24 protein-coding genes are annotated in these 26641 nt (G+C 35.3%); 11 read left to right on the top strand and 13 right to left on the bottom strand.

Features of this window, described 5'->3' with window-relative positions; translation table 11 throughout:
- Positions 1–69 precede the first annotated feature (69 nt).
- The 11 genes from BOQ64_RS21325 to BOQ64_RS21275 all read right to left on the bottom strand — a co-directional run bounded on the left by BOQ64_RS21325 (position 70) and on the right by BOQ64_RS21275 (position 9507).
- A complete protein-coding gene (locus BOQ64_RS21325) occupies positions 70–1200 on the bottom strand; it encodes a 3-hydroxyacyl-CoA dehydrogenase NAD-binding domain-containing protein (protein ID WP_129059253.1) in 1131 nt (376 codons plus the stop codon).
- Between the two features lie 40 nt (positions 1201–1240).
- Positions 1241–1594 carry a four helix bundle protein gene (locus tag BOQ64_RS21320; protein ID WP_129059252.1) on the bottom strand — a complete coding sequence of 118 codons (354 nt, stop codon included), beginning with the start codon at positions 1592–1594 and terminating at the stop codon, positions 1241–1243.
- Positions 1595–1630: 36 nt separating this feature from the next.
- Positions 1631–2431, bottom strand: a complete 801-nt coding sequence (locus tag BOQ64_RS21315) for an enoyl-CoA hydratase/isomerase family protein (RefSeq protein ID WP_129059251.1) — start codon at positions 2429–2431, stop codon at positions 1631–1633.
- A 158-nt stretch (positions 2432–2589) separates the two neighbouring features.
- Positions 2590–3054 (bottom strand): 1,2-phenylacetyl-CoA epoxidase subunit PaaD, encoded by a 465-nt coding sequence (paaD, locus tag BOQ64_RS21310; RefSeq protein ID WP_129059250.1) that lies wholly within the window; start codon positions 3052–3054, stop codon positions 2590–2592.
- Positions 3055–3057: 3 nt separating this feature from the next.
- Positions 3058–3867: an alpha/beta hydrolase gene (locus BOQ64_RS21305; RefSeq protein ID WP_129059249.1), complete on the bottom strand. Its 810-nt coding sequence runs from the start codon at positions 3865–3867 to the stop codon at positions 3058–3060.
- 6 nt (positions 3868–3873) lie between these two features.
- Entirely contained in the window at positions 3874–4623 is a 750-nt protein-coding gene (gene paaC / locus BOQ64_RS21300) for a 1,2-phenylacetyl-CoA epoxidase subunit PaaC (protein ID WP_129059248.1), read from the bottom strand.
- Between the two features lie 100 nt (positions 4624–4723).
- Positions 4724–5005: a 1,2-phenylacetyl-CoA epoxidase subunit PaaB gene (gene paaB, locus BOQ64_RS21295; RefSeq protein ID WP_002981782.1), complete on the bottom strand. Its 282-nt coding sequence runs from the start codon at positions 5003–5005 to the stop codon at positions 4724–4726.
- A 123-nt stretch (positions 5006–5128) separates the two neighbouring features.
- Positions 5129–6067: a 1,2-phenylacetyl-CoA epoxidase subunit PaaA gene (paaA, locus tag BOQ64_RS21290; RefSeq protein WP_065393409.1), complete on the bottom strand. Its 939-nt coding sequence runs from the start codon at positions 6065–6067 to the stop codon at positions 5129–5131.
- Positions 6068–6180: 113 nt separating this feature from the next.
- A complete protein-coding gene (locus BOQ64_RS21285; protein WP_129059247.1) occupies positions 6181–7266 on the bottom strand; it encodes a 2Fe-2S iron-sulfur cluster-binding protein in 1086 nt (361 codons plus the stop codon).
- Positions 7266–8582: a phenylacetate--CoA ligase family protein gene (locus tag BOQ64_RS21280; RefSeq protein WP_129059246.1), complete on the bottom strand. Its 1317-nt coding sequence runs from the start codon at positions 8580–8582 to the stop codon at positions 7266–7268. Before BOQ64_RS21280 ends, BOQ64_RS21285 begins: the two co-directional genes overlap by 1 nt.
- Before the next feature lie 349 nt (positions 8583–8931).
- Positions 8932–9507, bottom strand: a complete 576-nt coding sequence (locus tag BOQ64_RS21275) for a TetR/AcrR family transcriptional regulator (RefSeq protein ID WP_129059245.1) — start codon at positions 9505–9507, stop codon at positions 8932–8934.
- Between the two features lie 362 nt (positions 9508–9869).
- On the opposite strand from BOQ64_RS21275, the gene clpB reads away from it, so the two are divergent.
- The 9 genes from clpB to BOQ64_RS21230 all read left to right on the top strand — a co-directional run bounded on the left by clpB (position 9870) and on the right by BOQ64_RS21230 (position 19900).
- Positions 9870–12464 (top strand): ATP-dependent chaperone ClpB, encoded by a 2595-nt coding sequence (clpB, locus tag BOQ64_RS21270; protein ID WP_129059244.1) that lies wholly within the window; start codon positions 9870–9872, stop codon positions 12462–12464.
- 237 nt (positions 12465–12701) lie between these two features.
- The gene (locus BOQ64_RS21265) at positions 12702–12899 is read left to right on the top strand and encodes a hypothetical protein (RefSeq protein ID WP_129059844.1); all 198 of its coding nucleotides are present in this window, start codon (positions 12702–12704) and stop codon (positions 12897–12899) included.
- A gap of 147 nt (positions 12900–13046) precedes the next feature.
- Positions 13047–13574, top strand: a complete 528-nt coding sequence (locus tag BOQ64_RS21260) for a hypothetical protein (protein ID WP_129059242.1) — start codon at positions 13047–13049, stop codon at positions 13572–13574.
- Between the two features lie 144 nt (positions 13575–13718).
- Positions 13719–14246, top strand: coding sequence for a hypothetical protein (locus BOQ64_RS21255; protein WP_228448511.1), 528 nt, complete (start codon positions 13719–13721; stop codon positions 14244–14246).
- Positions 14228–15013: a sensor histidine kinase gene (locus BOQ64_RS21250; RefSeq protein WP_129059241.1), complete on the top strand. Its 786-nt coding sequence runs from the start codon at positions 14228–14230 to the stop codon at positions 15011–15013. Before BOQ64_RS21255 ends, BOQ64_RS21250 begins: the two co-directional genes overlap by 19 nt.
- Entirely contained in the window at positions 15010–15648 is a 639-nt protein-coding gene (locus tag BOQ64_RS21245; RefSeq protein ID WP_129059240.1) for a response regulator transcription factor, read from the top strand. Before BOQ64_RS21250 ends, BOQ64_RS21245 begins: the two co-directional genes overlap by 4 nt.
- A gap of 246 nt (positions 15649–15894) precedes the next feature.
- On the top strand, positions 15895–16899 hold the full coding sequence (locus tag BOQ64_RS21240; RefSeq protein ID WP_129059239.1) for a zinc metalloprotease: 1005 nt from the start codon (positions 15895–15897) through the stop codon (positions 16897–16899).
- A 488-nt stretch (positions 16900–17387) separates the two neighbouring features.
- The gene (locus BOQ64_RS21235; RefSeq protein WP_129059238.1) at positions 17388–18407 is read left to right on the top strand and encodes a zinc metalloprotease; all 1020 of its coding nucleotides are present in this window, start codon (positions 17388–17390) and stop codon (positions 18405–18407) included.
- A gap of 107 nt (positions 18408–18514) precedes the next feature.
- On the top strand, positions 18515–19900 hold the full coding sequence (locus BOQ64_RS21230) for a phosphatase PAP2 family protein (RefSeq protein WP_129059237.1): 1386 nt from the start codon (positions 18515–18517) through the stop codon (positions 19898–19900).
- Positions 19901–19936: 36 nt separating this feature from the next.
- On the opposite strand, the gene BOQ64_RS21225 is transcribed toward BOQ64_RS21230, so the two are convergent.
- Positions 19937–21802, bottom strand: coding sequence for a M1 family metallopeptidase (locus tag BOQ64_RS21225; RefSeq protein WP_129059843.1), 1866 nt, complete (start codon positions 21800–21802; stop codon positions 19937–19939).
- Positions 21803–22061: 259 nt separating this feature from the next.
- Entirely contained in the window at positions 22062–24431 is a 2370-nt protein-coding gene (locus BOQ64_RS21220) for an outer membrane beta-barrel family protein (protein ID WP_129059236.1), read from the bottom strand.
- Positions 24432–24642: 211 nt separating this feature from the next.
- On the opposite strand from BOQ64_RS21220, the gene BOQ64_RS21215 reads away from it, so the two are divergent.
- Positions 24643–25962: a sensor histidine kinase gene (locus BOQ64_RS21215; RefSeq protein WP_129059235.1), complete on the top strand. Its 1320-nt coding sequence runs from the start codon at positions 24643–24645 to the stop codon at positions 25960–25962.
- Positions 25952–26638, top strand: a complete 687-nt coding sequence (locus tag BOQ64_RS21210) for a response regulator transcription factor (protein WP_129059234.1) — start codon at positions 25952–25954, stop codon at positions 26636–26638. Before BOQ64_RS21215 ends, BOQ64_RS21210 begins: the two co-directional genes overlap by 11 nt.
- The last annotated feature ends 3 nt before the right edge of the window (positions 26639–26641 follow it).

Here is a 26641-nt window from a genome sequence, read left to right as displayed (position 1 = left end):
TTACCAATGAGATGTTTATACAATCTCAGCATGACAGCGCAATTGCTACATTGTTAGATTGGTATATTGTTACATTTTACGTAGTAACGGACTTTGTCTGTACCTTTCTTCCTGATATTCGTTGTAAAGGTTCTGCAGGGTTTCTGAAATTTTTGAATATCCAATTTCCTTTCCCCAACCTAATAATCCTTTTGGATAGTTTACTCCTTTCTGCATCGCTAGTTCGATATCTTCATCATTAGCAACCCCTAATCTTTTGGCTTCCACCGCTTCATTAATCAACATTGAAATGATTCTTAAAAAGATCTGCTGATAAAGAGCATCGTCTTTCTGTGCTTCCGGTTTTACAGCTCCATCACTGTAATCATAAAAGCCTTTCCCTGTTTTTCTGCCGTGAAGTTTAGCTTCAGACATTCTCTGCTGAAGTAAAGATGGTTTGTATTTCGGATCGTAGAAATAATCTTTGTAAACTGTTGTAGTTACTGCAAAATTTACATCTACTCCAATAAGATCCATTAATTCGAAAGGTCCCATTTTGAAGTTCCCTAACGTTTTCATCGCTTCATCTACCTGTTCCGGAGTGGCGATATTTTCTTCAACAATTCTTAATGCTTCACCATAGTACGGACGGGCAATTCTGTTGACAATAAACCCAGGAATATCCTTAGCAATCACAGGTATTTTCCCCCACTCTTTCATGAGGTTGTATATTTTTTCGGCTAAAGTTTTTTCTGTTAATAAGGATGGAATGACTTCCACTAAAGGCATCAACGGAGCCGGATTGAAAAAGTGAATTCCGATGAAACGCTCCGGTTTCTTTAGTTCTGCCCCCAGAGAGGTGATAGAAATGGATGATGTATTGGAACCGATAATACAGTCTTCAGAAACATAAGTTTCAAGCTCTGTAAAAACTTTGGTTTTGATATCTTTGTTTTCAATGATCGCTTCAATAACCAAATTCGAATCTTTTAGATCCTGTAAGGTTTCACCTTTAACGATATTGTTTCTGATCTCTGTAGCTTTTTCCTGAGAAATTTTTCCTTTTTCAGCTAATTTCTGAAGGGTTTTCTCTAAACCTGTAAGTGCTTTATCTATTTGTGGAGCATTAGCATCGAATAATACGACCTTGCATCCTGCTGTTGCAGCTACCTGAGCAATTCCAACACCCATGGTTCCTGCCCCAATAATTCCAATATTCATAGTTTTAATTTGAAAATTTGAGAATGAGTTAATTTGAAAATTATTTAATTTTTGACGTTGAAATAATTTTAGACAGAATTAATACTATTTCTTTTAAATCTAAAAGTAATTTTTCTTCGGGCGAATTCAAATGTTGAGACTTTAAACATAATAAGAGCCAATACTCAGTTTCATCTGCTTCTTTAGCTGCAATTTTTATTTTATGAATAAAGTCTGCTTTACTTTCAGCATTCTGAGCTTCCTTTACATTCGCTCCAATGGATGTTCCTGATTTAAAAATCTGATTTGCCAGTGAAAATTTATTAATCCTATATAGTCCTTCTGAAAATTCAATAATGTTTAATGCAAAATCAAATGTTTTATTTACAATAATATTTTCCTTGTCATTTCTCATTTTCAAATTTTCAAATTAACCCATTCTCAAATTGATTTATTTTCCTTTATAATTAGGTTTTCTTTTCTGTAAAAAGGCATTTACACCTTCTATGAAGTCTTCTGTTTCTGCTGCTTCCTGTTGCAGGTCGCCTTCCAGTTCCAACTGTTCTTTTAAAGTATTGGTATAAGAATTAGCAAAAGCTTTCTTCGTTAATTTAATAGCTGCAGTTGGCATATTAGCCATTCTTTCAAGAATTTCCATTGATTTTGGTCCGAATTCTTCTTCAGTGAAAACCTCAGCCACAAGACCATGAGTTTTAGATTCTTCAGCAGATAATTTTTTACCTGTGAACGCTAAATAGTTAGCCAATTGTCTACCTAAAAGCTTCGGTAAGAAATAAGTTCCTCCGGTATCAGGAATCAATCCGATATTTGAAAACGCCTGAGCGAAATACGCCTTGTTGTTAGCTAATACAAAATCACAGATTAGTGCCAGCATAGCACCAGCTCCTACAGCAGGACCGTTTACTAATGCAATAACCGGCTTTTTACAACGGGTAACCTCCATTACCAACGGATTATAATAGTCTACCACAATTTTTCTGATGATATCCTGATCGTGGTGCTCTTTACCTACTGCAAAAGCTTCCTCAAGGTTTTGACCGGAACAAAAAGCTCTTCCTCTTCCTGAAATAGCAACGCATCTTACGTTTTCATCCTCACTGCATTCTTTAATAAAATCTTTCAGATCTTTTAAGGACGGCTTAGTAAGCGCGTTCATCGTTTCAGGTTGATTCAGATAGGCAATTTTAAGCTTCCCGTCAAAATGCGATTCAATATCCAGTTGTGTATACATAGTTTTTTATATTTTATTTTTAACAATGCACTAATTTAACAATATAAATCAATGTAAGCGTCTAACAATTTAACAATCTAGCCCTATCATCGTTATGTTTTGCATAGTCCGTAAATTTTATAGCCAGCCTGATACATCGATTCATTAATACATTCATTTTAATGACATTTAAAATAATCAAAAGGCTCCAGACAGTCTAAGCACTGATAAGAGGCCTTACATAAGGTAGACCCGAATCTGCTGATCTGTTTGGTATGCTCAGAACCGCAACGTGGACATTTTTTCGGTTTCCCGATGTGATGTTCATCTGCTCCTTTTTCAGGTGGCGTAATTCCGAAAGCACGAAGTTTTTCTCTCGCTTCATCTGTCAGCCAATCTGTTGTCCATATCGGAAACATTTTGGTGACTACTTTGGCTTCCCATCCGTTTTCCTTCATCATTTTGATGATATCTTCCTCAATGGTGAACATTGCTGGACAAGCAGAATAGGTAGGAGTAATTGTCACTTCACAGGAGTTTTCACCCGTAACTTGTGCATCTCTTACAATTCCTAATTCCACAATATCAATCACTGGAATTTCCGGATCGGGAATTGTTTTTAATAAATCTAAAAGCTGATTCATATTCTATTTTTTATCAGAATCGAGAATTATTCTCATTGAATTCTGATAGTCTAAATTATCTGTTATACCGTTGTGATACTGATTTTTTAATACAATCAGGCTATCCCCTTTTTTAAAGTTATTTTTCAGCTTCAAAGAAGCTTTATAATGAATAACCTCATCTTTATCTCCATGAAAAATAATAACAGGTGATGTAACAGTTTTTAAATATTCGTTGGTTTCAAAATTATATTTCAGTAAAAACTTAGGGAGAAATGAAAATTTCTGGTTCATTTCATCTTTCATACTATAGTAAGGTGCTTGTAAAATCAACATTTTTGCATGGTGTGCAGATGCTAATTTCGCTGCTAATCCTGTTCCTACAGAATATCCTAAAATAATAATTCTGTCTTCAGGATATCTTTTCAAAAGCTCTTTATAAGCACTCTCAATATCAGAAAAAAGCTGTTCTTTACTATTAATTTCATCTTGGCTCTTTCCATAACCTCTGTAATCAAGTATAAAAGTATCATAATTCATACTTTTATACAGTTGAGCCACTTCACCCCAGTCTTTAATAGATCCCCCATTTCCATGAAGGTAAAAGATAACTCCTTTAGAATCTTGAGCTTTAAATAAAACTGAACTCAAATACTTTTTATCTTGTGTTTGGATTGCTATTTCTTCAAAATCCTCAACAAAACTAAACTTGTAGTCTGCTGGCAACTTTTCAGGATAAAAGATAATTTTTTCCTGATAGAAATAAATACTTACACATAATATCACATATATTGTAAGAAAAAAAGCAAATATTCCCAGAAGCAACTTTTTCATGGTTTATTACCAGGTACACCCAGGATACGCTCTCTGCATATACTGAAGCTCACAAAGAATAAATCCGAAGTACTCTGTATGGTATCCTGTTCTTGATTTTGGCTGCATGAAAGGATTTGTTGGATATTCTAATCCAAAACCTGCAAAATCTTTCTGTGTAACTGAAATAAACTCTTCATAAAGAACATCTGTATTCGGAGCAATATTCAAAGCTACCAAATCATCTTCACCTTCTGATTTAGCAAACAGACCTTTTGTATATTCCCAGATATTTTCGATCGCATTCTCTACACGAGTACGACTTTCTTCTGTTCCCTGAGCAAAAATTTTCATCCAGGATGCAGTGTGAGTATAGTGATATCTTACTTCTTTTAATGATTTTTGAGCAATAGCTGCTAATTCTTCATTAGCAGAATTTGATAATGCTTCATACATCAGTTTTTGATACACTGAGAAAACATAAACTTTTAGAATGGTCTGAGCATAATCTTCATTGGGAAGTTCTGTCCAGTGTGCGTTTACATATTCGTGTTCGTATCTCAAGAAGGCTATATCATCTTCATTTTTACCATTGTCAATAACTCTTGAAGCATACACATAAAAGTTATTAGCCTGGCCAAGTTCATCCAAAGCGATATTCGTTAATGCAATATCTTCCTCTAAATAAGGACCTTCACCGCACCATGCAGACAAACGTTGTCCCATAATGAAACTGTCGTCTGCTAGTTTTAATAAATAATTATATAATGGGTTCATTGTTTAATAGATTTGAAGACCAATAGATAATAGACGGATAGAAAATAGATAGGCAAACCTTAAAGTCTTTTATCTATTCGTCTATTACCTTCAAGTCTTATTACATATTTTTTACATCGTTTGGAATTTCGTAGAAAGTTGGGTGACGATATAGTTTATCATCAGCCGGATCAAAGAATGCTTCTTTATCCACTCCTTCCGAAGTTACAATATATTTGCTTGGAACCACCCAAACAGAAGTTCCTTCTTTTCTTCTTGTATAAACGTCTCTTGCGTTCTGTAAAGCCATTTCTGCTGTTGGCGCCTGTACTATTCCAACGTGTTTGTGAGATAACCCCGGTTTAGTCTGAATAAACACTTCCCACATATCTAAATTTGCCATAATTAATTTGAAAATTTGAAAATTGGTTAATTTGAAAATTGATTGATCACCTTAATTGAAAATTTGAGAATTATTAACGTTGTTAATTTCATTTTCAAATTTTCAAATTGGTACATTTTCAAATTATATAACTTCTTTTTGTTGTTTCTCTGCAAAAGCTATCGCTGCTTCTTTTACCCAAGAGTTTTCTCTCTGAGCTTTTCTCTTGGTTTCGATACGCTTCTTATTGCAAGGTCCGTTTCCTTTTAAAATTTCCATGAATTCATCCCAAGGAAGTTCTCCGAAATCATAATGCTGTCTTTCCTCATTCCATTTCAGATCTTTATCCGGAATGGTTAATCCTAAGAATTCAGCCTGAGAAACAGTAACGTCAATGAATCTCTGACGAAGACTGTCATTACTTTCTCTTTTTACTCTGTAATTCATAGAGATTTTAGAGTTTGGTGAGCTGTCATCATTAGGTCCGAACATCATCAGAGCCGGCCACCAGAAACGGTTTAATGAAGCCTGTGCCATTTCTTTTTGTTGTTTTGTACCACGGCAAAGAGCCATCAAAATCTCATAGCCTTGTCTTTGGTGAAAAGATTCTTCTTTACAGATCTTTACCATTGCTCTTGAATAAGGTCCATAAGAATTCCCCATCAGCATAACCTGGTTCATAATTGCAGCTCCATCCACTAACCAACCAATGGCACCGATATCAGCCCAGCTTAATGTTGGATAATTGAAGATGCTTGAGTATTTTGCTTTTCCTTCCAACATATCATCATAAGTAGCATCTCTGTCTGCTCTAATACTTCCGTCTCCTAAAGTTTCTGTTGCAGAATAAAGGTATAAGCCATGCCCTGCCTCATCCTGAACTTTAGCTAAAAGTGCCATTTTTCTTCTTAATGAAGGCGCTCTGGAAATCCAGTTAGCTTCCGGCAACATTCCTACAATTTCAGAATGCGCGTGCTGTGAGATCTGACGAACCAAAAGTTTTCTGTAATCATCTGGCATTACATCTTTAGGCTCTACTTTATTTTCTTCGTGAACGTATTGAACAAATTTTTCTAAGTCCATAATCTTTTAATTTGAGAATTTGAAAATTAGTTAATTTGAAAATTATTTAGAGAAACTGAGAATAAACGATTACCCATTTTCAAATTTCCAAATTAGTAGATTTTCAAATTGAATTAAACATCATAATTAAGCATCACCACATTCGTTGTCGGGTGACATTGACAGGTAAGAACGTAACCTCTGGCTACTTCGTCTTCGGTAAGTGCGTAGTTTTTCTCCATGAAAACTTCTCCTTCTAAAACCTCCGCTTTACACGTACAACATACTCCTCCTTTACACGCAAAAGGTACAGGAAGATTGTCTTTCAATGCTTTATCTAAGATACTCTCTTTTTTGGAATTAAGGTGGAATGAATATTCATCATCATCAATAATCACCGTTACCATACTTTCAATATTGGCAATCGCTTTGAATTCATCACTCATTTCCTCCGTATTTTCTTCGTCAGGAGCCGTGAAATATTCAAATAAAACCTGAATGGCAGGTACCTTTTTATCTTTTTTCAAATAATCTGCAATGCCTTTAATCATTTCTGAAGGACCACAGATAAAATAAGTGGATTCTTTTACATCGATATCTGTATACCTTTCAAACAACTGATCTAGCTTTTCAGGAGAAATTCTTCCTTCAAAAACAGGATCTTCGTGTTTTTCACGACTTACCAGATAAATTACTTTAAATCTTCCATTGAACTGTTCTACTAACTTATCAATTTCAGCTTTTCTTAAAATGTGATTCATGCTTCTGTTACTGTAGAACAAATAAGCATTACTGTTTGGTTCCTGATACAGACTTTCTTTGATATTGGATAAAACCGGTGTAATTCCGCTTCCAGCAGCCAAACCAACATATGTTTTCACATTGGTTGGGTGATAAGAAGTGTTGAAACCTCCCATTGGTGGCATTACTTCCAGCATTTCATCCATATGAAGATGCTCATTGAAATATCCTGATACTTTTCCGTTTTCAAGCAATTTCACTAAAACTTCTAATGTATTGCTTTTTTCACTTGGAGCATTACAGATAGAATAAGAACGTCTTTCCTCATTTCCGTTAATGATCATTCGGAAATTAAGGTACTGTCCTTGTTTGAACCTGAACTTGTCTTTCAGTTCTTCAGGAATTTCCACCGCTACATTCACAGCGTCTGAAGTATCCTTCTGAACCTTTACAGTTTTAAGTTTATAAAATGAATTCATTATTTTTTTAGTATTCTATTAATTTTTCCACCTTCGCACTTCGGCAAACTGTCCTGAGCATGCACTTTCACTTTTGTTGTGATGCCTACTCTCTTTTTTATTTCGTTTTCAATATTTTTTCCGAAGCTGCCGACAAAATTAAAATAATCATCGGTATCTGCTTCTATTTTTTGAGACTTTACCAATTCATCATCAATTTCAACATCAATATCCAAAGCTACACACATCTGCTCTTTTTCAACGGGCGTCAGATAATAATTGGGAACTACTCCTTTTACATGAGAAAATGCATCTTCAATCTGGCTTGGGTATACATTTACTCCTCTTACGATCAGCATATCATCTGCTCTGCCAACAATAGGTTTCATCTTCACCATAGTTCTTTTGGCATTTTCATCGTAATAAAGGCTGGTAATATCATTGGTCCAGTAGCGCAGAAGCGGCATTGCTTTTTTTGTTAAAGTTGTAATTACCAACACGCCTTCTTCTCCGAAAGGAACCGGTTCTTTTGTAATCGGGTCCAAAATTTCAGGATAAAAATGATCTTCCCAAATGTAAGAGCCTCCTTTTTCCTCAAAATCCTCCATGGAAACTCCAGGACCGATTATTTCGCTTAAACCATAAATATTGGTAGCATGAACACCTAGTTTTTCTTCAATATGCCCTCTGATAATTTCTGTCCATGGCTCAGATCCCAGTACAGCGTACTTAAGACTGATTTCATCGGCAGAAATTCCCCTTTTAGCAAATTCATCTGCAATGGTTAAAGCATAAGATGGAGAGCAGCAAATCACTTCCGGTTTAAAATCTATAATAAGATCTACCTGTCTGGCAGTCATTCCTCCTGAAATAGGAAGAACACTCATTCCCAGCATTTCTGCACCATAATGAAGTCCTAATCCACCGGTAAAAATCCCATAACCATAAGCATTATGTAACTGCATTCCCGGTTTTGCTCCAGCTGCATTGAGTGATCTTGCCACTACTTCGCTGAAAAGATCTACATCTTCTTTGGTATATCCCACCACCGTTGGTTTTCCTGTAGTTCCGCTTGAACAGTGAATTCTCTGAAGTTCAGCTTTAGGAACGGTAAACAATCCGAATGGGTAATTGTCTCTTAAATCCTGTTTGTAAGTAATTGGAAGTTTCGTAATATCCTCAATGGTCCTTATATCCTGTGGAGATATTTGCAATTCATCAAACTTTCTTTTATAAAATTCCGATTTCCCGTTCAGATAACCCATGAGATTTACTAACCGGTCGGATTGAAGCTGTCTCAATTGACCCAGCTCCAGATATTCAACTGAAAAATCCATAAAACTAACTAACATTTGTTAGGTGTAAATTTAACAAGATTTTGGAATATGACAAAATTTTTATGATTTTCGTCATATTTTGAATGATTCTAAATAATTAATCCAGACTACAAGGGAATAATCAGAAATCACAAAAGTTTTCAACCTTTAAATAAAGGCAAAAATATAGCTTAAAAGTATACAAAAGTCAAGATAAAATTAATTATTCATAGTGTACAATGATGTCATTCAGAGCGGAACAAAGTGTAGCGTGGAATCTAAATAAAGAAAATAAATAATAGAAAATATGAGATTCTCCCTTCGTCAGAAATCGAAGATTCGTCATAGTCAATGACAAAGAACATAAGATTTATTTTGGATTTCCTAGAAGTCCATAAAGAATCTTATCCCTTATTTCATCAGTAATTTCATCGGTAGAATCACTACTTCTTTTAAACCAGAAATAAGAATTGTTTAAGGTATGAAGAATAAACCTTGTAGTGAACGATGGTGATTTAAGCTCCCAGTTTTCTGCTTTATATATTTCTGAAATAAGTTCTTCCACTTCCTGTTGATAACTTTTTCTCAGCTCTATAAATTCAGGAAGTCTTTCCTCCAGATGTCTCCATTCTATGGAATAAATATGGGTAACATCCCGATTTTTAAGAACAACGGATAAGTGTTTATCCAAAAATAAATTCAGCTTTTCTCTTGGAGCGATATCTGTATTTTTTACTTCCTGAAGCTCATCGAAAAACTCCTGTGCAATACCAAAGCAAACCCATTCCAGAATTTCTTCCTTCGAACGGATATGTGCATATAATGATGCGGCTTTGATATTTAGCTTCGTAGCAAGATCCCTTACCGAGCTTCCCATATACCCTTTCTCTTTGAAAAGTTCTACGGCTACGTCTAATATTCTCCTTTGTTTTTCTTTAAGTTCCATCTGTAAAAATGCAAAAGTAGTTATTCTGAAATAAATTGAGCAGTTCTAAGAATCAAATTCATTCATTTTCAAATCTCTCTTCATCACTTTAAAGTTGGTGACTGACGGAATGTTCATCAATTTCAGAGAAAATTTTAAAGAATCGGAAATTTTGTCAAGTTAAATTATCGTTAAAAATACATAATCCGGAAATTTTGTCCATATTTTTTGTAAATTTAATAATTGAACAGTTTTTGCGATACAGTCATCGATTACATGATTAAATAATTGATAGGCATTAAGAAACTAAGCCTGAAAATTTAGTTTCTTGATGTTTTTTAAAACTAAACTTTAAACGAATCATTACCAAAAATATAGAAAATATGAACTTAAACCAATATACTGTAAAATCACAAGAAGCCATCCAGGCAGCACAACAGGTTGCTATGGAGTTTGGCAACCAACAAATAGAACCTCAACATCTCCTTGAAGGAATCTTCCAGGTAGATGAAAATATATCGCCTTTCCTATTAAAGAAATCTGAAGCAGATGCTAATTTAGTTAGAGAGCGAAACCGTGAGAATTTAGAAAAGCTTCCTAAAGTACAGGGCGGAAATATCTATCTATCACAATCAGCAAATAAAGTATTGCTGGATGCACCCAACATCGCTAAAAAAATGGGTGATGAATATGTAACAATTGAACATTTATGGTTATCTCTGATAGAAACCAGCTCTGAAGTTTCTCAAATGCTGAAAGATATGGGAGTAACCAAAAAGTTACTGGAAGGAGCCATCAAAGAATTAAGAAAAGGAAGTAAAGCAACTTCTGCAAGTTCAGAAGAGACTTATCAGTCTTTAAATAAATATGCTAAAAACTTTAACGAGTTAGCAGCAGAAGGCAAACTGGATCCGGTAATTGGGCGTGATGAAGAGATCAGAAGAGTATTACAGATCCTTTCCAGAAGAACCAAAAACAACCCTATCCTTATTGGAGAACCGGGTGTAGGTAAAACAGCTATTGCTGAAGGAATTGCTCACAGAATCATCAGTGGTGACGTTCCTGAAAACCTAGTGGATAAAACATTATATTCATTGGATATGGGAGCTTTGATCGCCGGAGCCAAATACAAAGGTGAATTTGAAGAGCGTCTGAAATCCGTAGTGAATGAAGTCAGTAAATCTGATGGACAGATCATTCTTTTCATTGATGAGATCCACACATTAGTAGGTGCTGGTGGTGGTGAAGGAGCGATGGATGCTGCCAACATATTGAAACCAGCCCTTGCAAGAGGTGAACTGAGAGCGATTGGAGCAACCACTTTAAATGAATACCAAAAGTATTTTGAAAAAGACAAAGCGTTGGAAAGACGTTTCCAGAAAGTAATGGTTGAAGAACCGGATACCGAATCTGCAATTTCTATCCTTCGTGGAATTAAAGATAAATATGAAGCTCACCACAAAGTAAGAATCAAAGACGAAGCAATTATTGCGGCTGTGGAAATGTCTCAAAGATATATTTCAGACCGATTTTTACCGGATAAAGCGATTGACCTTATTGATGAAGCATCTGCAAAACTGAGAATGGAAATCAATTCCAAACCGGAAGAACTGGATGTGTTAGACAGAAAATTAATGCAGCTGGAAATTGAATTGGCTGCTATTTCAAGAGAGGGCAATCAAACTAAAATTGATCATTTAAAAGAAGACATTTCAAAAATTTCTGAACAGAGAAATGAAATCAATGCCAAATGGCTGAAAGAAAAACAGAAAAGTGAAGATCTTACCCAGATCAAAAAAGATATTGAATCTCTGAAATTAGAAGCTGAAAGAGCTTCCAGAGCCGGAGATTATGCTAAAGTAGCGGAAATCCAATACGGAAAACTTCGTGAAAAAGAAGATGAGCTTGCCAAAGTTGAACTGGAAATGCAGAATCACCAGAATGAGCTTATCAAAGAGGAAGTAACTTCTGAAAATATTTCTGAAGTGATTGCAAAATGGACAGGTATTCCTGTTACCAAATTATTACAATCCGAAAGAGATAAGCTATTGAATCTCGAATCAGAACTCCATCACAGAGTAGTAGGCCAAGATGAAGCGATTGAAGCTGTTGCTGACGCTATCAGAAGAAACAGAGCCGGATTGAGTGATGATAAAAAACCGATCGGATCATTCTTATTCTTAGGAACAACTGGTGTAGGTAAAACTGAGCTTGCGAAAGCATTGGCAGAGTTCTTGTTTGATGATGAAAATAACATGACCAGAATTGATATGAGTGAATATCAGGAACGTCACAGTGTTTCAAGATTGGTAGGTGCTCCTCCGGGATATGTTGGATATGATGAGGGTGGACAATTGACTGAAGCAGTTAGAAGAAGACCTTATTCTGTTGTTCTTCTGGATGAAATTGAAAAAGCTCACCCGGATGTTTTCAACACCCTGCTACAGGTTTTAGATGATGGGCGACTGACTGACAACAAAGGCCGTGTGGTGAATTTCAAAAATTCAATCATCATTATGACCTCGAATTTAGGTTCGCATCTTATTCAGGAAAATTTTGAAAATTTAACAGAAGAGAATCAGGATGAAATTGTGGATAAAACGAAAGATGAAGTTTTTGATTTATTAAAACAAACTTTACGTCCTGAATTCCTGAACAGAATTGATGAGATCGTATTGTTCCAACCTTTAAAAAAGAAAGAAATTGGAAAAATCGTTCAGTATCAATTGAGAGGATTCAATGAGATGTTAGCAAAACGTAACATCATCATGACTTTCACTCAGGATGCCGTAGATTATCTGATGAACAAAGGGTATGACCCTGCATTTGGGGCCAGACCTCTAAAAAGAGTCATTCAGCAGGAAGTATTGAATAAATTATCTAAAGAAATTCTTGCAGGGAAAGTAAATGACGGTGATAGAATTACCCTGGATTATTTTGTAGAAACAGGGTTAGTATTCAGACCTACTGAACAATAAAAAGAAAGTAGTTTTTTTCATATACATTAATTTTTGTAGATGAGTGCTGTAGAGAAATCTGCGGCACTCATTTTTTGTGTAAAGACAGATTTTGATAACAGCAACGTTCATCCGCATGCATCAGAATAATAACCAATATAGAATGAGTTATAAACATTTTCTTAATTTATATCTTTTTAATGTGAAATATTATTAAATTTATCTTTCAAACAAATTAATAACTTAAACAAAATCAGTATGAAAAAGTTAAAAAGAACTGAATTAAAGAAAATCGATGGCGGAATCCTTCCTCCATTAATTGAATGTGATGAAAACTGGAACTGTCCCACAGGTCTATGCTGTACATCAGGAATGATTTGCAGAGATCCAAAAAATGGGGATGTATTTAAATATAAACGGAGAATTTTCTCCGTTTTTTTATGTATTATAATCTGATTTTACTTTATTTATTTTTTCATTAGTATACAACCCGTAAAAATACGGTAAAAATAACAGTGTAATTCCCTATTCCCTATTCTATTTTCTATGATATTTTTTTGCGAAATTTGCGGAAACACGGATATTCTAATATAAAACTAAGTTATGAAAACAGAATCTACTAATGAACAGGATCCTCTAGGATCAGGAGTAATGTCAAATGACCTTATTAAAGCTCTTATTGACAATTATCGCCAGAACCAAATGAATGCTATCAATGAAACTATGGGAATAACAGATTCCAATTCCATATGGTTTGACCTGCCAAAGCTGAAGAGATTTATTAGTCAAATAGAACATGAAGGCAAAAAAATACATCCTGAATGCGCTGAAGAAGATTTGGGAATCAGGTTTTATTACGCCGCCTATCCAAAAATTGAAAACTGGGACATTATGGAAAGCCATCCTGTTCCACAGGAGTATTCTGAAAGACATACGCTTGTGATGGTACCTACTTTGAAAAAAGAGAGTGAAGATGGTGAAGTTGTACACTTCGATTTCAATTCTATACCTGGCAAAGATAAAGAACCGAGAAACCTTTCCCTTTCTGCAAAAGGCATACACCCCCCTAAGGGAATTGGTGAAAACCAGGGAACTTTATCTCCCCCAGCAAGTTCAACCGGAATGTTTTAAAATTAATTAAAAGAACTTATTGTAAATTATGACTGAATTCCAGAGGTTTTTCGCACAATTTATGTATACTGGAGAGGCTATTGCTGCTTTAGTATCCATTATTTATTTTAACCGCGAAAAAAACTGCATTGGAAACTTTTCGCTTTGTATCTTATTGCCATTTTCCTGTGTGAATCATCTGTAAAATGGTTTGAGGAGGCTCTTCGTATCGATAGGATTATTTTCTACAACTACTTTGTAATGCCATTGCAGTTTATTTTCTTTTATTGGTTATATGCGATAAAATCTCTGAAGAAACCCAAACTATTCTATATCTTTTCTTTGCTCTATTTTGCAGCGTTTATTCCACAACTTTCACTCTTTGTAGAAAGAAAAGTTGTTTATGCTCCCAATTATACTTTAGGATGTATATTTTTGATGGTTCTGGTAGTTATGGAATATTATAAGCAGGTTAATTCAACAGAAATCCTAAAATTCAGTACCAACAGGATGTTTTATATCAATCTGGGTAATACTCTTTTTTATATAGGAACACTTCCGTTTATGACCTTCATGTCTCTTCTTTGGGAATATAGAGACATATGGGATCTATATTTTGCTTATTTTCAGGTTTCCGGAACTATCATGTATCTTTTATTTGCAAGTGCATTCATATGGGGAAAGCAGAATTAATAATTACGATCATTCTTTTTAATACATTCTTTGTAATGTTTGCCGTTGCTGTGGCTATCTATATCAGAAACTACAGACAACGCAAGAGGGAATATCTTAATGATATAGAAATGAAAAATGAGATTCACCAAAGAGAGCTCCTCTCTACTCAATTGGAGATTCAGCAAGCCACCATGCAGCAGATAGGAAGAGAACTGCATGATAATATAGGACAAAAGCTAACTTTGGTGAGTTTATATGTTCAGCAAATGCTTTATGAAAATAAGGTTCCTGAGGCAAATGAAAGAATTGACCAGGTCTCACAGATCATCAACCAGTCTCTTCAGGATCTCCGCAGCCTTTCTAAAACCTTAACAGATGATAATATCAGCCAGAAGGAAATTGTGACTTTAATTCAGGAAGAGGTTGATAATACCAATTCACTAAAAAGATGTCTTATTAGTTTTGAACATAATTTTGACCAGTTGGATCTTGGTTTTGTACATAAAAACCTATTACTGAGAATTACCCAGGAATTTATTCAAAACAGTATAAAACACGCTCACTGCAAAAATATTTTCATCAGTCTCAATACATCTGAAAACATACTTTGGGAGCTTACCATCCGTGATGACGGAATCGGGTTTGATCCCAACCAGACTAAATCCAACGGAATTGGTCTCACCAATATGAAAAACAGAGCAGAGATCATTGGTGCTAATTTTCTTCTGGAGAGTAAAAAAAATGCAGGAACCCGACTTAACATTATCTTAAAAAAACAGCCATGAAAAAAACAATTGTAATTGTTGATGATCATATACTTATTGCTAAAGCCCTTGAAGGCATTATTGGGAACTTCAGTGAGTTTGAAGTTATTTACGTTTGTGAAAGCGGTAAAGATCTGATTCAGAAATTTGAGGAAGGAAACACTATTCCGGAAATTATTCTAATGGATGTCAGTATGCCTATTATGGACGGTTTTGAAACAGCAGCCTGGGTCACTAAAAATCATCCGGATATTAAAGTAATGGCACTCAGCATGCAGGGCGATGATAACAGTGTCATTAAAATGATTAAAAATGGCGCAAAAGGATATCTTTTAAAAAACACCCACCCAAAAGATCTGGAAATAGCCCTTACAAGATTAAATACTGATGGCTTCTTTTATCCGGATTGGGCCTCAAAGATCATATTCTCTAACCTCAACAAAAACGACATAGAAACTACTGTAAAAATCTCTGAGCGTGAAAAGGAATTTTTAAAATACACTGTTACTGAGTTAAGTTATAAAGAAATTGCAGACAGAATGTGTTGCAGCCCGAGAACAGTAGAAAGCTACCGGGACCAATTATGTGAAAAGCTGGATTTAAAAACCCGCGTTGGTCTGGCCGTTTTTGCCATTAAAAATGGGTTTGCAAATTAAAATTAAGTAAAAAATTTTCTCTAAAAAAGATATAATTAGTTAATAATTTGCATGGAAAATATAAAACAAATAAAAACTCAAAAGCATTTTATTAAATTATGTAAAATTCAATGCAATATAAAATAACTTAAATTATCAACAATAAAACAATATAATAGATATAAATAATTTAATAAAACAAGAAAAATAGCTTGCATATTAATTTCAAATAATATAATTTCACATCCTCAATTTAAAAATCTTGATATGAAAAAACTATTTTTTGGAGCTCTTATGCTTGGCTTAATGACGGCATGTAACAATGATAACGTTACTAATCAAAATGAAGCTCCAGCCGATGAGCCTGCACTATCTGCTGCATTAGTACAAAGAGGATGTGCTTCCGAGGAAATAAGACAGGAAGCTTTAAAAAACAATCCTGAACTACAACAAAGATTTGCGGATCTGGAAATCAACACAGAAAACTTTGCTAAGAATCAGACATTTGGAAAAGTTCTAGCTGATGGAAGTGTAGAAATCCCTGTAATTGTAAATGTTCTATACAAAACTACCGCAGAAAATGTTTCTGATGCAAGAATCGCTGAGCAAATTGCGGTATTAAATGCTGACTATTCCGGCACAAACAGTGATGCCACTAAAATCCCTTCTGAATTTACGTCCGTAAGCTCAGGTGATACAAAAGTAAAATTCAAATTGGTAAATACCGTTAGAAAATCGACCTCCAAAACAAGCTGGGCAACAAATGATGACATGAAAAAAGCTTCCAAAGGCGGTATTGACGCTACTAACCCTACCAATTATCTAAATATCTGGATCGTTGGTAAAATGACAAGCCAGGGCCGTACTATTCTTGGTTACGCTACCTTCCCAGAATCTGCCGGATTATGGAATGATGGTGTTGTAATTGGAGCGCCATACTTTGGTAAAACAGGAGCATCTGCACCATTTAACCTGGGAAGAACAGCAACTCACGAAGTTGGGCACTACCTAAACCTAAGACACATCTGGGGAGATGCTAATTGTGGTAATGATCTTGTAAGTGATACCCCTACCCAGACAACAGCCAACTATGGAAAACCTAGCTACCCTATGTACAATACATGTAGCGGTGTACAAAGATCTGTAATGTTTATGAACTATATGGATTATGTAGACGATGCTGCTATGTTCATGTTCTCTGCGGGACAAAAAACAAGAATGCAGTCTGTAGTGGCATCTTCAGGAGCAAGAGCAGGATTAAGAGTCTATTAATAAAACAATTTTAAATATTTAAAATCTATCTCAAATCGAGATAGATTTTTTTTATGTCTTTACATTAGAACATAATGGCTAAAAAAAGAGCAGATTCAGAAATATTATTTTTATTAACTCATTCTCCAAACAAGAAACAACAAGGATATTCTATTCCCCCAATCCCAAACCCGTATTAATTGGAAAATAAATAAAAATCTAACATTTCATTCTTCTTTTAAGGGAACTTTACGATCAATTCAATGTAAAAAATATTCTATTAATAACTAAAAAGCATAAAATTATTCACCAATCAAACACACTTGATAGTGAAATATAAAACAATATATTGAAATTAATTAAAATACAACATAAACACAAATATATTAATACATGATCAAACAAAATCGCAATTAAATAATTATTTATTAATAAAACAGTAAAATAATTTGCATATCAATTTTAAATATTATAATTTCACACCCTCAACCACATTATATTATAACGATATGAAAAAATTCTTATTCGGAGCTCTTGCTCTGGGTTTTATGTCTGCCTGTAACAATGACAGCGTGACGAACCAAAATGAATCATCAATGAACTCAGAAGCTTCTCCTGCAGCTTTAACAGCTACACAGAGAAAATGTCCGTCAGAAGAAATAAGACAGGCAATGCTTCTTAAAAATCCTGCACTCCAACAAAAAGTAGCCGATATTGAATTCGGTACTGAAAAATTTGTAGAAAATCTTAAAGTAGGGAAAGTATTAGCAGATGGAACTGTTGAAATTCCGGTTGTTTTTAACGTTATCTATAACACTTCTACTCAAAATGTTTCCGATGCAAGAATCGCGGAACAAATTGCTGTACTGAATGCTGACTATGGTGCTACCAATTCTGACATTACTAAAATTCCTTCTGCATTTCAGCCTTCAGCCGCTGGTGATGTAAAAATCCGCTTCAAATTAGTAGCAACTAACCGTAAACAAAGTACAAAAACAGGCTGGAGATCCGACTTGGAAGAGATGAAAAAAGCCAGCACAGGAGGTATTGACGCTACAGATGTAAATAAAAATATGAATATATGGGTTGTTAACTCAATCCTTGACGAAAACAGCCAACCTGGAACTCTAGGCTATGCTTATTATCCGGAACATGCAGGGCAATGGTATGATGGTCTTGTAATAGGATATCAGTATATAGGAAAAACCGGGGCTTCTGCTCCGTTCAACTTAGGAAGAACCGTAACGCATGAGGTAGGCCACTACTTAAACCTTCCGCACCTTTGGGGATCATCCAACACAGGTTGCCAGACAGATTACTCTAATGATACTCCAGTTTCTCCTGGTCCTAACTACGGAAATCCAACCTATCCGTTAAACAGAGTTTGTGGAGGAGTAAGCCGTTCCCAGATGTTTATGAACTATATGGATTATGTAGACGACAAATCAATGGTTATGTTCTCTGCTAATCAAAAAACAAGAATGCAGGCTGTAGTATCCGCATCCGGACCAAGAGCTGGATTAAGATAATCAACAATATCAGCTGAAATATTATAAAAACATTAAAATAGTCTATCTCAATATTTGGGATAGATTTTTTTATATTTTTACGGGATTTTAAAAATAAAGACACGGTGATGAAAAAATCGGTCCTAACATTAGGGATTTTATTACATTTTTGTAGCTATAAAGCACAAGATACTATTCAGACTCGCAATCTTCAGCAGGATCTTGCTCTCATCAGTACAAACTCTCCAATAAAAGAGCCTACTCCTTTTTTCAAAAAAGAATGGGTAAAAAAATCTGTAGCTCCTGCTATTCTTTTCACTGCTGCTGCGGCTACATGGGGAGAAAAAGAGAATATCCGTGAGGTAAGAAACCGATATCTTCCCAATTTCAAAATGAAATATGATGATTATCTTCAGTATGCTCCTGCCGTAGCCGTTTACGGATTAAAACTGGGTGGTGTAAAAGGAAGAAACAATATTGGAAGAGCCACCCTATCTTATGGTACCAGTTTAGCCATAATGGCTATTTTGGTCAATTCGATTAAATACACTGCTAAAGTTGAGCGTCCGGATGGATCAAAAAACAATTCCTTTCCATCAGGCCATGCTGCTATGGCATTTACCAACGCAAGTTTCCTGCATAAGGAATACGGAATGGTAAACCCAGCCTACAGTATTGCAGGATACGGTTCTGCAACTCTTACAGGACTTGGAAGAAATTTAAATAACAGACATTGGGTTCCGGATATCCTGGCCGGTGCTGGTATTGGGATCATAGCAACAGAACTTGGATATTTTTTTGTTGATAAAATTTATAAGAACAAAGGAGATAATTTAAGCATCCTATCCAGAATACAGGGCAATGATTACCCTTCTTTTCTTTCCCTGAAAATGGGTACGGCATTAGGTACTACCAACTTCCTGAGAGAATCGGAGCTGGATGACAAGAAACAAACAGGTTTTGAAGGTGGATTGGAAGGAGCCTATTTCTTTTCAAAAAGATGGGGTGTAGGTGCAGATGTGTCTTTCAGCAGCTTCCCAATTAAATCTCAGAGGATCACCCTTGATGATGGACAGGATTTTGGGGATCATGAAATTAAGACACAATCTATGGGATTCTTGTCTGCAGGGATTGGACCTTATTTTTCTCATGAATTCTCAGATAAATGGCAGCTTATGGTAAAACTAACCGGAGGATATGCTGCTACTGCCAGTGGGAAAGTATTTGTAAAAGGAAACGATATAGATACTCCTAATCACGAGCTTCAGATAGCCAGATACAAGCCAAAACCGGCTTTCCGTTGGAATACAGGAGCTTCTATGACCTACAAATTCAATCCTGGACTGGGGCTTACTTTTTATACAGATTACAACCAGATCAATTCTACCATCCGTTATCATTTCAGTGATGAGATCAAGGAAAGTGCTGAACTGGATCAGGAGCTGAACAACCTGATTGCTAAAGAAAAAATCAATTATATTACTTTAGGTTTAAGATTAACTGCCTATTTTTAAAATAAAAAAGCCTTCAGATTCTGAAGGCTTTTACTTTTATAAAGTTTTACTGTTATCTTCCGGGGTGTAATCCATAAAGAGATCTCCATCCAGTTTTACAGATTTTACTTTTTTCTTAATCGGAATGACAAGATCTGTTAATTTTTGATCTTTCTCCCAAACAGAAGGTGAAAAATGCAGTTTCTCTGTAGTCCCGTCTTCATACGAAAGAACCGCATCAAACGGAATAGCAAATCCACCAACATTAGCTACATTTACAGTAAGCAAATCGTTCATTTGTGAGGTTCCAGCTACTTTTAAATCAATATAATTATTGGTATAGAACCAATTCTGGAAGAACCAGTTCAGGTTTTTTCCGGAACCCGTGTTCATTGAGTTGAAATAATCCCATGGCACCGGATGTTTTCCATTCCAGTTGTCCATATAGTGATGTAATGCTTTCTTAAATAATTCATCACCCAGATAATCTTTTAATGCAAGATAAGACAGTGATGCTTTCACATATGAATTGTTTCCGTATCCTGAGCCACTTACCTGTGTACTCATTGTAATGATTGGCTGATCCTGTTCTGCTGACGGATCATTGATCCATTTTTTTACCCGGAAATTTTTATAAAATTCTTTCGCTTTCTCTTCGCCATTTTCATCAATCCCAATTAAATATTCTAAAGTAGTTGCCCAGCCTTCATCCATAAAGGCATATCTGGTTTCGTTAATTCCCATATAAAAAGGGAAATAGGTATGTGCAATTTCATGATCTGCTGTAAGTCTGGCATCCTGAAGGTCATCCGGAATACTGGTATCATTAATCATCATAGGATATTCCATATCTGCATAGCCTTGAATAGCCGTCATTACATTATAAGGATATTCTACTCCCGGCCAGTTTTTGGAAAACCAATCCAGGTTATAGCGCATCCAGTCTACATAATGTTCAAAGTCTTTTGCTCCGGCATTATATCCAGCCTGAACGCTTGCTCTTTTGGTTTTCAGCTGCACACTGGCAGCATCCCATACATAATGATTACTCAATGCAAAACAAAAATCTGTAATATGACTGGCTTTAAATTTCCAGACATTCCATTTATTCTGTTGGGTTACTTTTCCGGATTTCATTTCCTGCTCTGTAGCGATATGCATCAGCTTATCACTTTTCAATGAAGCTTTATATCTTTTTAAATATTCCGGCTGAAGAACTGCTTCCGGATTCAGGAAGTCTCCGGTTGCCCATACTACATAGTTTTTTGGTGCTGTAATCGCAAAACTATAATCATTAAAGTCATTATAAAACTCCTGTCTGTCGGAATGTGGAAGCATATCCCATCCGTTATAATCATCGTATACAGAAATTCTAGGGAAAGAATAGGCTACATAGAATGTTTCAGGATCAATCTGCCCTTCTCTCCCACTTTGTACAGAAAGTGGGTATTCCCATTCAATTTTAACCTCAGCTTTTGACTTTGATTTTAGAGCTGATTTCAATTGTACTTTTTCAACGGTACCCCAATCATCACTATTGATGTTATATTTTTCACCATTTACAATAAATGATTTAATCTTAAGCCCTGTTGACAGGAAGTCTTTAGAAACAGACCCGGATCTGGGAGACTGTGGTTTGTGTAAATTATTAACGAATCTAATTGCCAGTTCATTGAGATTATCCGGACTGTTATTAGTATAAACAATGGTTTCTTTTCCGGAAACAGTTTTTGTATTAGCGTCTACTTTTACATCTACATTGTAAATTCCTTTATTCTGCCAGTAGTTTTTACCTGGTGCTCCGGAAATATTACGGGTTCCTCTTTCATAAGCATTTTTTATATTTCTCGGCATATACAATTCCTGAGCAGAAAGTTGCAGTAATGAAACTACCACCAGCATTCCGGAAAAAATTCTCTTCATAATAATCTATTTTTAGATAAGTATCAAAAATAGCGAAAATGTAACACCAGGCGATAATTTCTTCTACAATAATGTTTTATAATAATTAGTTTTTTATTTAAAATATTCTAAAAAGGTTGAAACCAGGAGATGAAAGCAGGAAATTATAAAAGTTATAAACAACGCTATTTCCTCTTTTTAATTTAATTATAGAGTGAAATCATTATAACTAAAAGTAGCTTCCAGCCTTCAATCCTAGTTTCCTTGCCCTGAATTCGCGTTAAAGTCTATCTGCTTCTGATGTCTTTTTTATCGTTTTGGCATTCTTCACAGATTGATTTCCAAAATTATACTTCAATGATAATGTGAATCCCTGAGTATCTGTATAATCCAGGAAATAATTATCCTGATTGGCATATTGAGTAGCCACCTTCTGGCGCGTGGTTCTGAAAATATCTTTCACAACTAATGCAACCTCCAGTTTTTTATTGAAGAATTTTCTATTCATTGCAAAATAGGCAGACCAATTGCTGGAAATCCTGAAAGGCCCCTGTATTCCTGAAGAGAAGTACTGATGCCCTACTTCCATTTTCCAGTCGCTGCTTTTGTCCAAAGTAAAGCTGGTAGAAATATCAGACACCCAATTCCAGACTTTATTCTGATGCAATATTCCGTCTACTCCATTGAAATAATTCTCATTATGCTCAAGATTTTGAGAAAGCACTATATTCCACCAGGGTTTTATTTGAAAATTTTTATATAGACTTGCTCCAAAAGCCTGTCCTTTCTCGATATTGGTAAAATTATAGACAACATTATTGGTTTCAGGTACCTGATATGAGATTTCCATTGCTGGAAATAGCTCTTTGCGGTAATAGAGATCAAGATGCCAGTCTTTCCAGGAATATGATAGATTAAGATTATGGATAATCGTTGCTTTTAGCTGAGGATCTCCTTGAAAATAGGAAAACAGATTGTAATAAGACTTTGCAGGATTCAACCACGAGTAAGCGGGTCTACTGATTCTTTTTCCATAAGAAAACCCAAACTCATGCTTATTTTCTGTGGTATACTGAGCATAGAAAGTTGGGAAAAAGCTCCAGTAATTATTTTTATTAAAGTTATAAGGTTCAGAAACAATTCCTTCAAGATCTGTCATCTCTGCACGAAGTCCTCCTTTGAAATTCCATTTTCCAATATGATAAGATAGTGAAGAATACAGGGCAAAATTATATTCTTTATAATCAAAAACACTACTTTTTTCAGGTCTGAATTCCATTAATCCATTTTCATTATCCGAGAAATCAAGTGTACTGTTTGTTTTCACAAAGCTGTATTTCGCTCCGGATTCAAATTCCAGCTTATCATCTTTCCATTGATAGTCTAATTGGGTAGAATACAGCTTCACATCTGCTTTATTCTGAGTTAAAAAATGTTCTTCTCTTGGAGACTGACCTGCAAAATCCAGATAAGTGGTTACATTCTGGTATTTATCTCCGTTATTTCCTGTAAAGTAGTTGATCCAAGAAAGGCTACTTTTTTTATTCAGTTTCCGGTCTATCTGAAAACTTACTGAATTATTTATGGAGCTTGATTCATGATCGTTCAATGTTCTATAATGAGATTCTACAACATTTTGATTGTTATAAATTAATGTAGGCACATCATAAATCCCATGAGATTTTGGAGAAAAATACCCTGAATAGTTGAGGCTTAGGCTGGTCAAGCTGTCCAGCTCATATTCCACATTAAAATTCAGGGTATTCTGGTTAGTGTTTTTATCCTTCCTGTTCATTGTACTTATCCATCGGGTCTGACTTTCGGAATAATTTACATAATCAGTTCCTTCACGGAAATAAGTTCCCATTCCCTTGTAGTAGCTTGCCATAACGGAAAGCTTATCTTTCTTATAATATTGCGACAATCCGAAAACTGCTTTTGCATACTGTGTTTGAATATATTTTGAAGACAGAATTCCACGATAGCCTTCAATCTTGTTCTTTTTCATCACAATATTCAGTACAGCACTTCCTGAAGCTTCATATTTTGCAGGTGGATTGGTAATAACTTCTATAGATTTTACCTCATCTCCCTGCGTATTTTCCAGAATATTTTTAAGTTCATCACCAGTCAGCATCACTTTTTTATCATTAATCGTGACCAGAATTCCTGTACTTCCTTTCACAGCCAGCACATTATTATTTACCGTAACACTTGGGGTCTTCTTTAAAATTTCCCATGCATTAAGTGATGAAATGTTGCTGTTTTCCACATTAAATTCCAGACGATCCACTTTTCTTTTCACCAGTGGTTTACCTTTCGTCATTACAATTCCTTCTATTTCCTGCGTTTCTTTTCTGAGAATGATCTGTAAAGCTTCAGGTTTTTCCAGATCAACATTCTTTTCAAATAAGGAATATCCGTTGTTTTTTACCACCAACTTCACATTTTGTTCTTCAATTCCTTCCAGGATAAAACCTCCACTACCATCAGTCTTTAACTCTTTCATTAATTCATTTTTGGAGTTGTACAAGGCTACACTTACTGCTGAAAGTTTTTCATTTTCGGTATTCATTACCGTTCCTGCAATTTTTTGTTTTTGAGCCAGCATCATCATAGGAAGACACAGAAAAAGAAGAGTTTTATTCATGATTACATTTTTAAAATAAGAATGATGTAAAACAGGACTAAACCTTGTTTTTACAGGACAAAATTCTATATTGAGCAGGAGAATTTCGGTTAACGGAAGGTTAATGATGGGTTAACGTCTTTTTTGCTTTATCTTCAAAACATAAGGTTAACAGAATGTTAATGATAAAAATTCGATTTAAGTACAATACGAAAGTTTTATCTTTGTTTCGATGATACCTAATAACAAAAACCTGATTTATATTTTCACCACGCTCTTCCTCTTATTGCTTGGAATTCAGGTTTATTTCATCTACAAAACATACCAGGTTAAAGAAAGAGAAATATACAGATCCATGGATCAGGGTATTTCCGTCTATACAGATCAAGTGGTGAACAATCATTCTGCAAAAGATTCAAAAGATGATTCTCTGCAAAAGAATATTATCAAATACTATCACAAAAAGCTTAACAAAGAGGATTTTTTAAAATATTTAGTCCATGAAAAAAAATATTCTGGTAAGAATTTAACCGCTTATATCAATGAGCGCCGAAAAAAAGACGGTTATATCATCTGTGTAAGAATTCAATATATCCAGCTTCTCCATCTTCCTGACAGCATCAGGCTTATACAGCAGCCGGTCACCATATACGAGACAAAAGATAAAGTCAGAAAAGCAGCTATTACCAGTATCGGAACCTGGAGAACGTCATCCACACAGGAATCTACAGGAAAAAAAACGATTAATAATATGGATTCATTCCATGTTGATACCCAAACAGAGATTGAAATTAAAAATATAAAAAGTCTCGTTTTCAGAGAAATCATTTTATTAATCATTTGCTGTATTATTCTGCTTGCAAGTGTTCTTGTATTGTATATTTTCACAGTAAAGAACCTCATCCGGCAACAAAAACAGGTTAAAGTTCTCCACACTGTTGTGGATAACATTTCCCACGAGTTTAAAACTCCGATAGCCACCTTAAAAATAGCATCTAAAACCCTTAAAAAGGGATGGAATCCTGATACTCTTCCACTGATTGACCGACAAATTTCAAGATTGGAAAGCCTGATGCTGCAACTGCATAAGGATGAAACCCCGGAAGAAATGACGGCTATACAACCTGAAAATTGGGACTTTTTTATTCAGGACCTTGCCTTCACCTATCCACAGGTAGATTTTAAGTTTGAAAATACAATTTCCAGCCAGCTTCCTTTTGATAAAAACCTCATGGAAACAGTAGTAAAGAATCTCTGTGAAAACAGTATAAAATATGGGGCTTCCGTTGTTACAGTTATTACCGGAAATTCTGCTCAGCAACTGAAAATTGTAGTTTCCGATAATGGGCAGGGCATGGAAAGTAAAGAACTGAAAAATATCTTTGAAAAATTCTACAGAATACAGGCTAATAATATTCACAACAGCAAAGGGCTTGGGCTTGGGCTTTATTTTGTAAAAGAAATTATTACATCCTACCACGGCAAAGTGGATGTATCCAGCCAGCCAGGCGCCGGAAGTACCTTTAAAATAACCATTCCTTATGAAAACTAAAATTTTACTGGCAGAAGACGACTCCGATTTCGGAATGATCCTTAAACAATATCTTGAACTGGAAGATTTTGACATCAGCTGGTTTCAGAATCCTGAGGATATTATCCCGCTTCTTTCTACTGATTTTCCTTTTCAAATGGGTATTCTGGATGTGATGATGCCCAATATTGACGGTTTCTCTCTTGCAAAAATGATATTAAAAGAACACAGCAACTTTCCACTTTTATTCTTAACTGCAAAGAACCAGAAAATTGACCGTTTAACCGGGTTAAAAATAGGTGCAGATGATTATATTTCAAAACCATGCGATCCGGAAGAACTGGTACTGAGAATCAGAAACATTCTGAAAAGAACATTACCTCCTGTGATGGAACCTCAACTGAAGATCGGAAACTATTCTTTAGACACTCAAAAACTTCTTTTATCCCATCCTAACGGAGATGTACGTATGACGGTCCGTGAACAGGAATTACTCTTATATCTTCTGAAACACAATCATTCTACCATTACAAGGAATGATATTCTGGATAGCCTGTGGGAAACCAATGATTATTTTACAGGAAGAAGCCTTGATGTGTTTATCAGCAGGCTACGCAAATATTTCAGTAGTGACCCGAAAGTAAAAATCCAATCCCTCAGAGGAATTGGATTTGAAATTGATTTTCCGACCAACTAATTC

This window comes from Chryseobacterium sp. CH25 (assembly GCF_004119455.1).
GTDB lineage: Bacteria > Bacteroidota > Bacteroidia > Flavobacteriales > Weeksellaceae > Chryseobacterium.
The sequence above is the reverse complement of the archived record's forward strand: the minus strand, read 5'-3'. Positions and strand labels throughout refer to the sequence as shown.

Excerpts from the sequence above, each read along its gene's own strand:
- BOQ64_RS21325 (WP_129059253.1), bottom strand. The coding sequence starts at position 1,200 with ATGAATATTGGAATTATTGGGGCAGGAACCATGGGTGTTGGAATTGCT.
- BOQ64_RS21320 (WP_129059252.1), bottom strand. The coding sequence starts at position 1,594 with ATGAGAAATGACAAGGAAAATATTATTGTAAATAAAACATTTGATTTT.
- BOQ64_RS21315 (WP_129059251.1), bottom strand. The coding sequence starts at position 2,431 with ATGTATACACAACTGGATATTGAATCGCATTTTGACGGGAAGCTTAAA.
- paaD (WP_129059250.1), bottom strand. The coding sequence starts at position 3,054 with ATGAATCAGCTTTTAGATTTATTAAAAACAATTCCCGATCCGGAAATT.
- BOQ64_RS21305 (WP_129059249.1), bottom strand. The coding sequence starts at position 3,867 with ATGAAAAAGTTGCTTCTGGGAATATTTGCTTTTTTTCTTACAATATAT.
- paaC (WP_129059248.1), bottom strand. The coding sequence starts at position 4,623 with ATGAACCCATTATATAATTATTTATTAAAACTAGCAGACGACAGTTTC.
- paaB (WP_002981782.1), bottom strand. The coding sequence starts at position 5,005 with ATGGCAAATTTAGATATGTGGGAAGTGTTTATTCAGACTAAACCGGGG.
- paaA (WP_065393409.1), bottom strand. The coding sequence starts at position 6,067 with ATGGACTTAGAAAAATTTGTTCAATACGTTCACGAAGAAAATAAAGTA.
- BOQ64_RS21285 (WP_129059247.1), bottom strand. The coding sequence starts at position 7,266 with ATGAATTCATTTTATAAACTTAAAACTGTAAAGGTTCAGAAGGATACT.
- BOQ64_RS21280 (WP_129059246.1), bottom strand. The coding sequence starts at position 8,582 with ATGGATTTTTCAGTTGAATATCTGGAGCTGGGTCAATTGAGACAGCTT.
- BOQ64_RS21275 (WP_129059245.1), bottom strand. The coding sequence starts at position 9,507 with ATGGAACTTAAAGAAAAACAAAGGAGAATATTAGACGTAGCCGTAGAA.
- clpB (WP_129059244.1), top strand. The coding sequence starts at position 9,870 with ATGAACTTAAACCAATATACTGTAAAATCACAAGAAGCCATCCAGGCA.
- BOQ64_RS21265 (WP_129059844.1), top strand. The coding sequence starts at position 12,702 with ATGAAAAAGTTAAAAAGAACTGAATTAAAGAAAATCGATGGCGGAATC.
- BOQ64_RS21260 (WP_129059242.1), top strand. The coding sequence starts at position 13,047 with ATGAAAACAGAATCTACTAATGAACAGGATCCTCTAGGATCAGGAGTA.
- BOQ64_RS21250 (WP_129059241.1), top strand. The coding sequence starts at position 14,228 with ATGGGGAAAGCAGAATTAATAATTACGATCATTCTTTTTAATACATTC.
- BOQ64_RS21245 (WP_129059240.1), top strand. The coding sequence starts at position 15,010 with ATGAAAAAAACAATTGTAATTGTTGATGATCATATACTTATTGCTAAA.
- BOQ64_RS21240 (WP_129059239.1), top strand. The coding sequence starts at position 15,895 with ATGAAAAAACTATTTTTTGGAGCTCTTATGCTTGGCTTAATGACGGCA.
- BOQ64_RS21235 (WP_129059238.1), top strand. The coding sequence starts at position 17,388 with ATGAAAAAATTCTTATTCGGAGCTCTTGCTCTGGGTTTTATGTCTGCC.
- BOQ64_RS21230 (WP_129059237.1), top strand. The coding sequence starts at position 18,515 with ATGAAAAAATCGGTCCTAACATTAGGGATTTTATTACATTTTTGTAGC.
- BOQ64_RS21225 (WP_129059843.1), bottom strand. The coding sequence starts at position 21,802 with ATGAAGAGAATTTTTTCCGGAATGCTGGTGGTAGTTTCATTACTGCAA.
- BOQ64_RS21220 (WP_129059236.1), bottom strand. The coding sequence starts at position 24,431 with ATGAATAAAACTCTTCTTTTTCTGTGTCTTCCTATGATGATGCTGGCT.
- BOQ64_RS21215 (WP_129059235.1), top strand. The coding sequence starts at position 24,643 with ATGATACCTAATAACAAAAACCTGATTTATATTTTCACCACGCTCTTC.
- BOQ64_RS21210 (WP_129059234.1), top strand. The coding sequence starts at position 25,952 with ATGAAAACTAAAATTTTACTGGCAGAAGACGACTCCGATTTCGGAATG.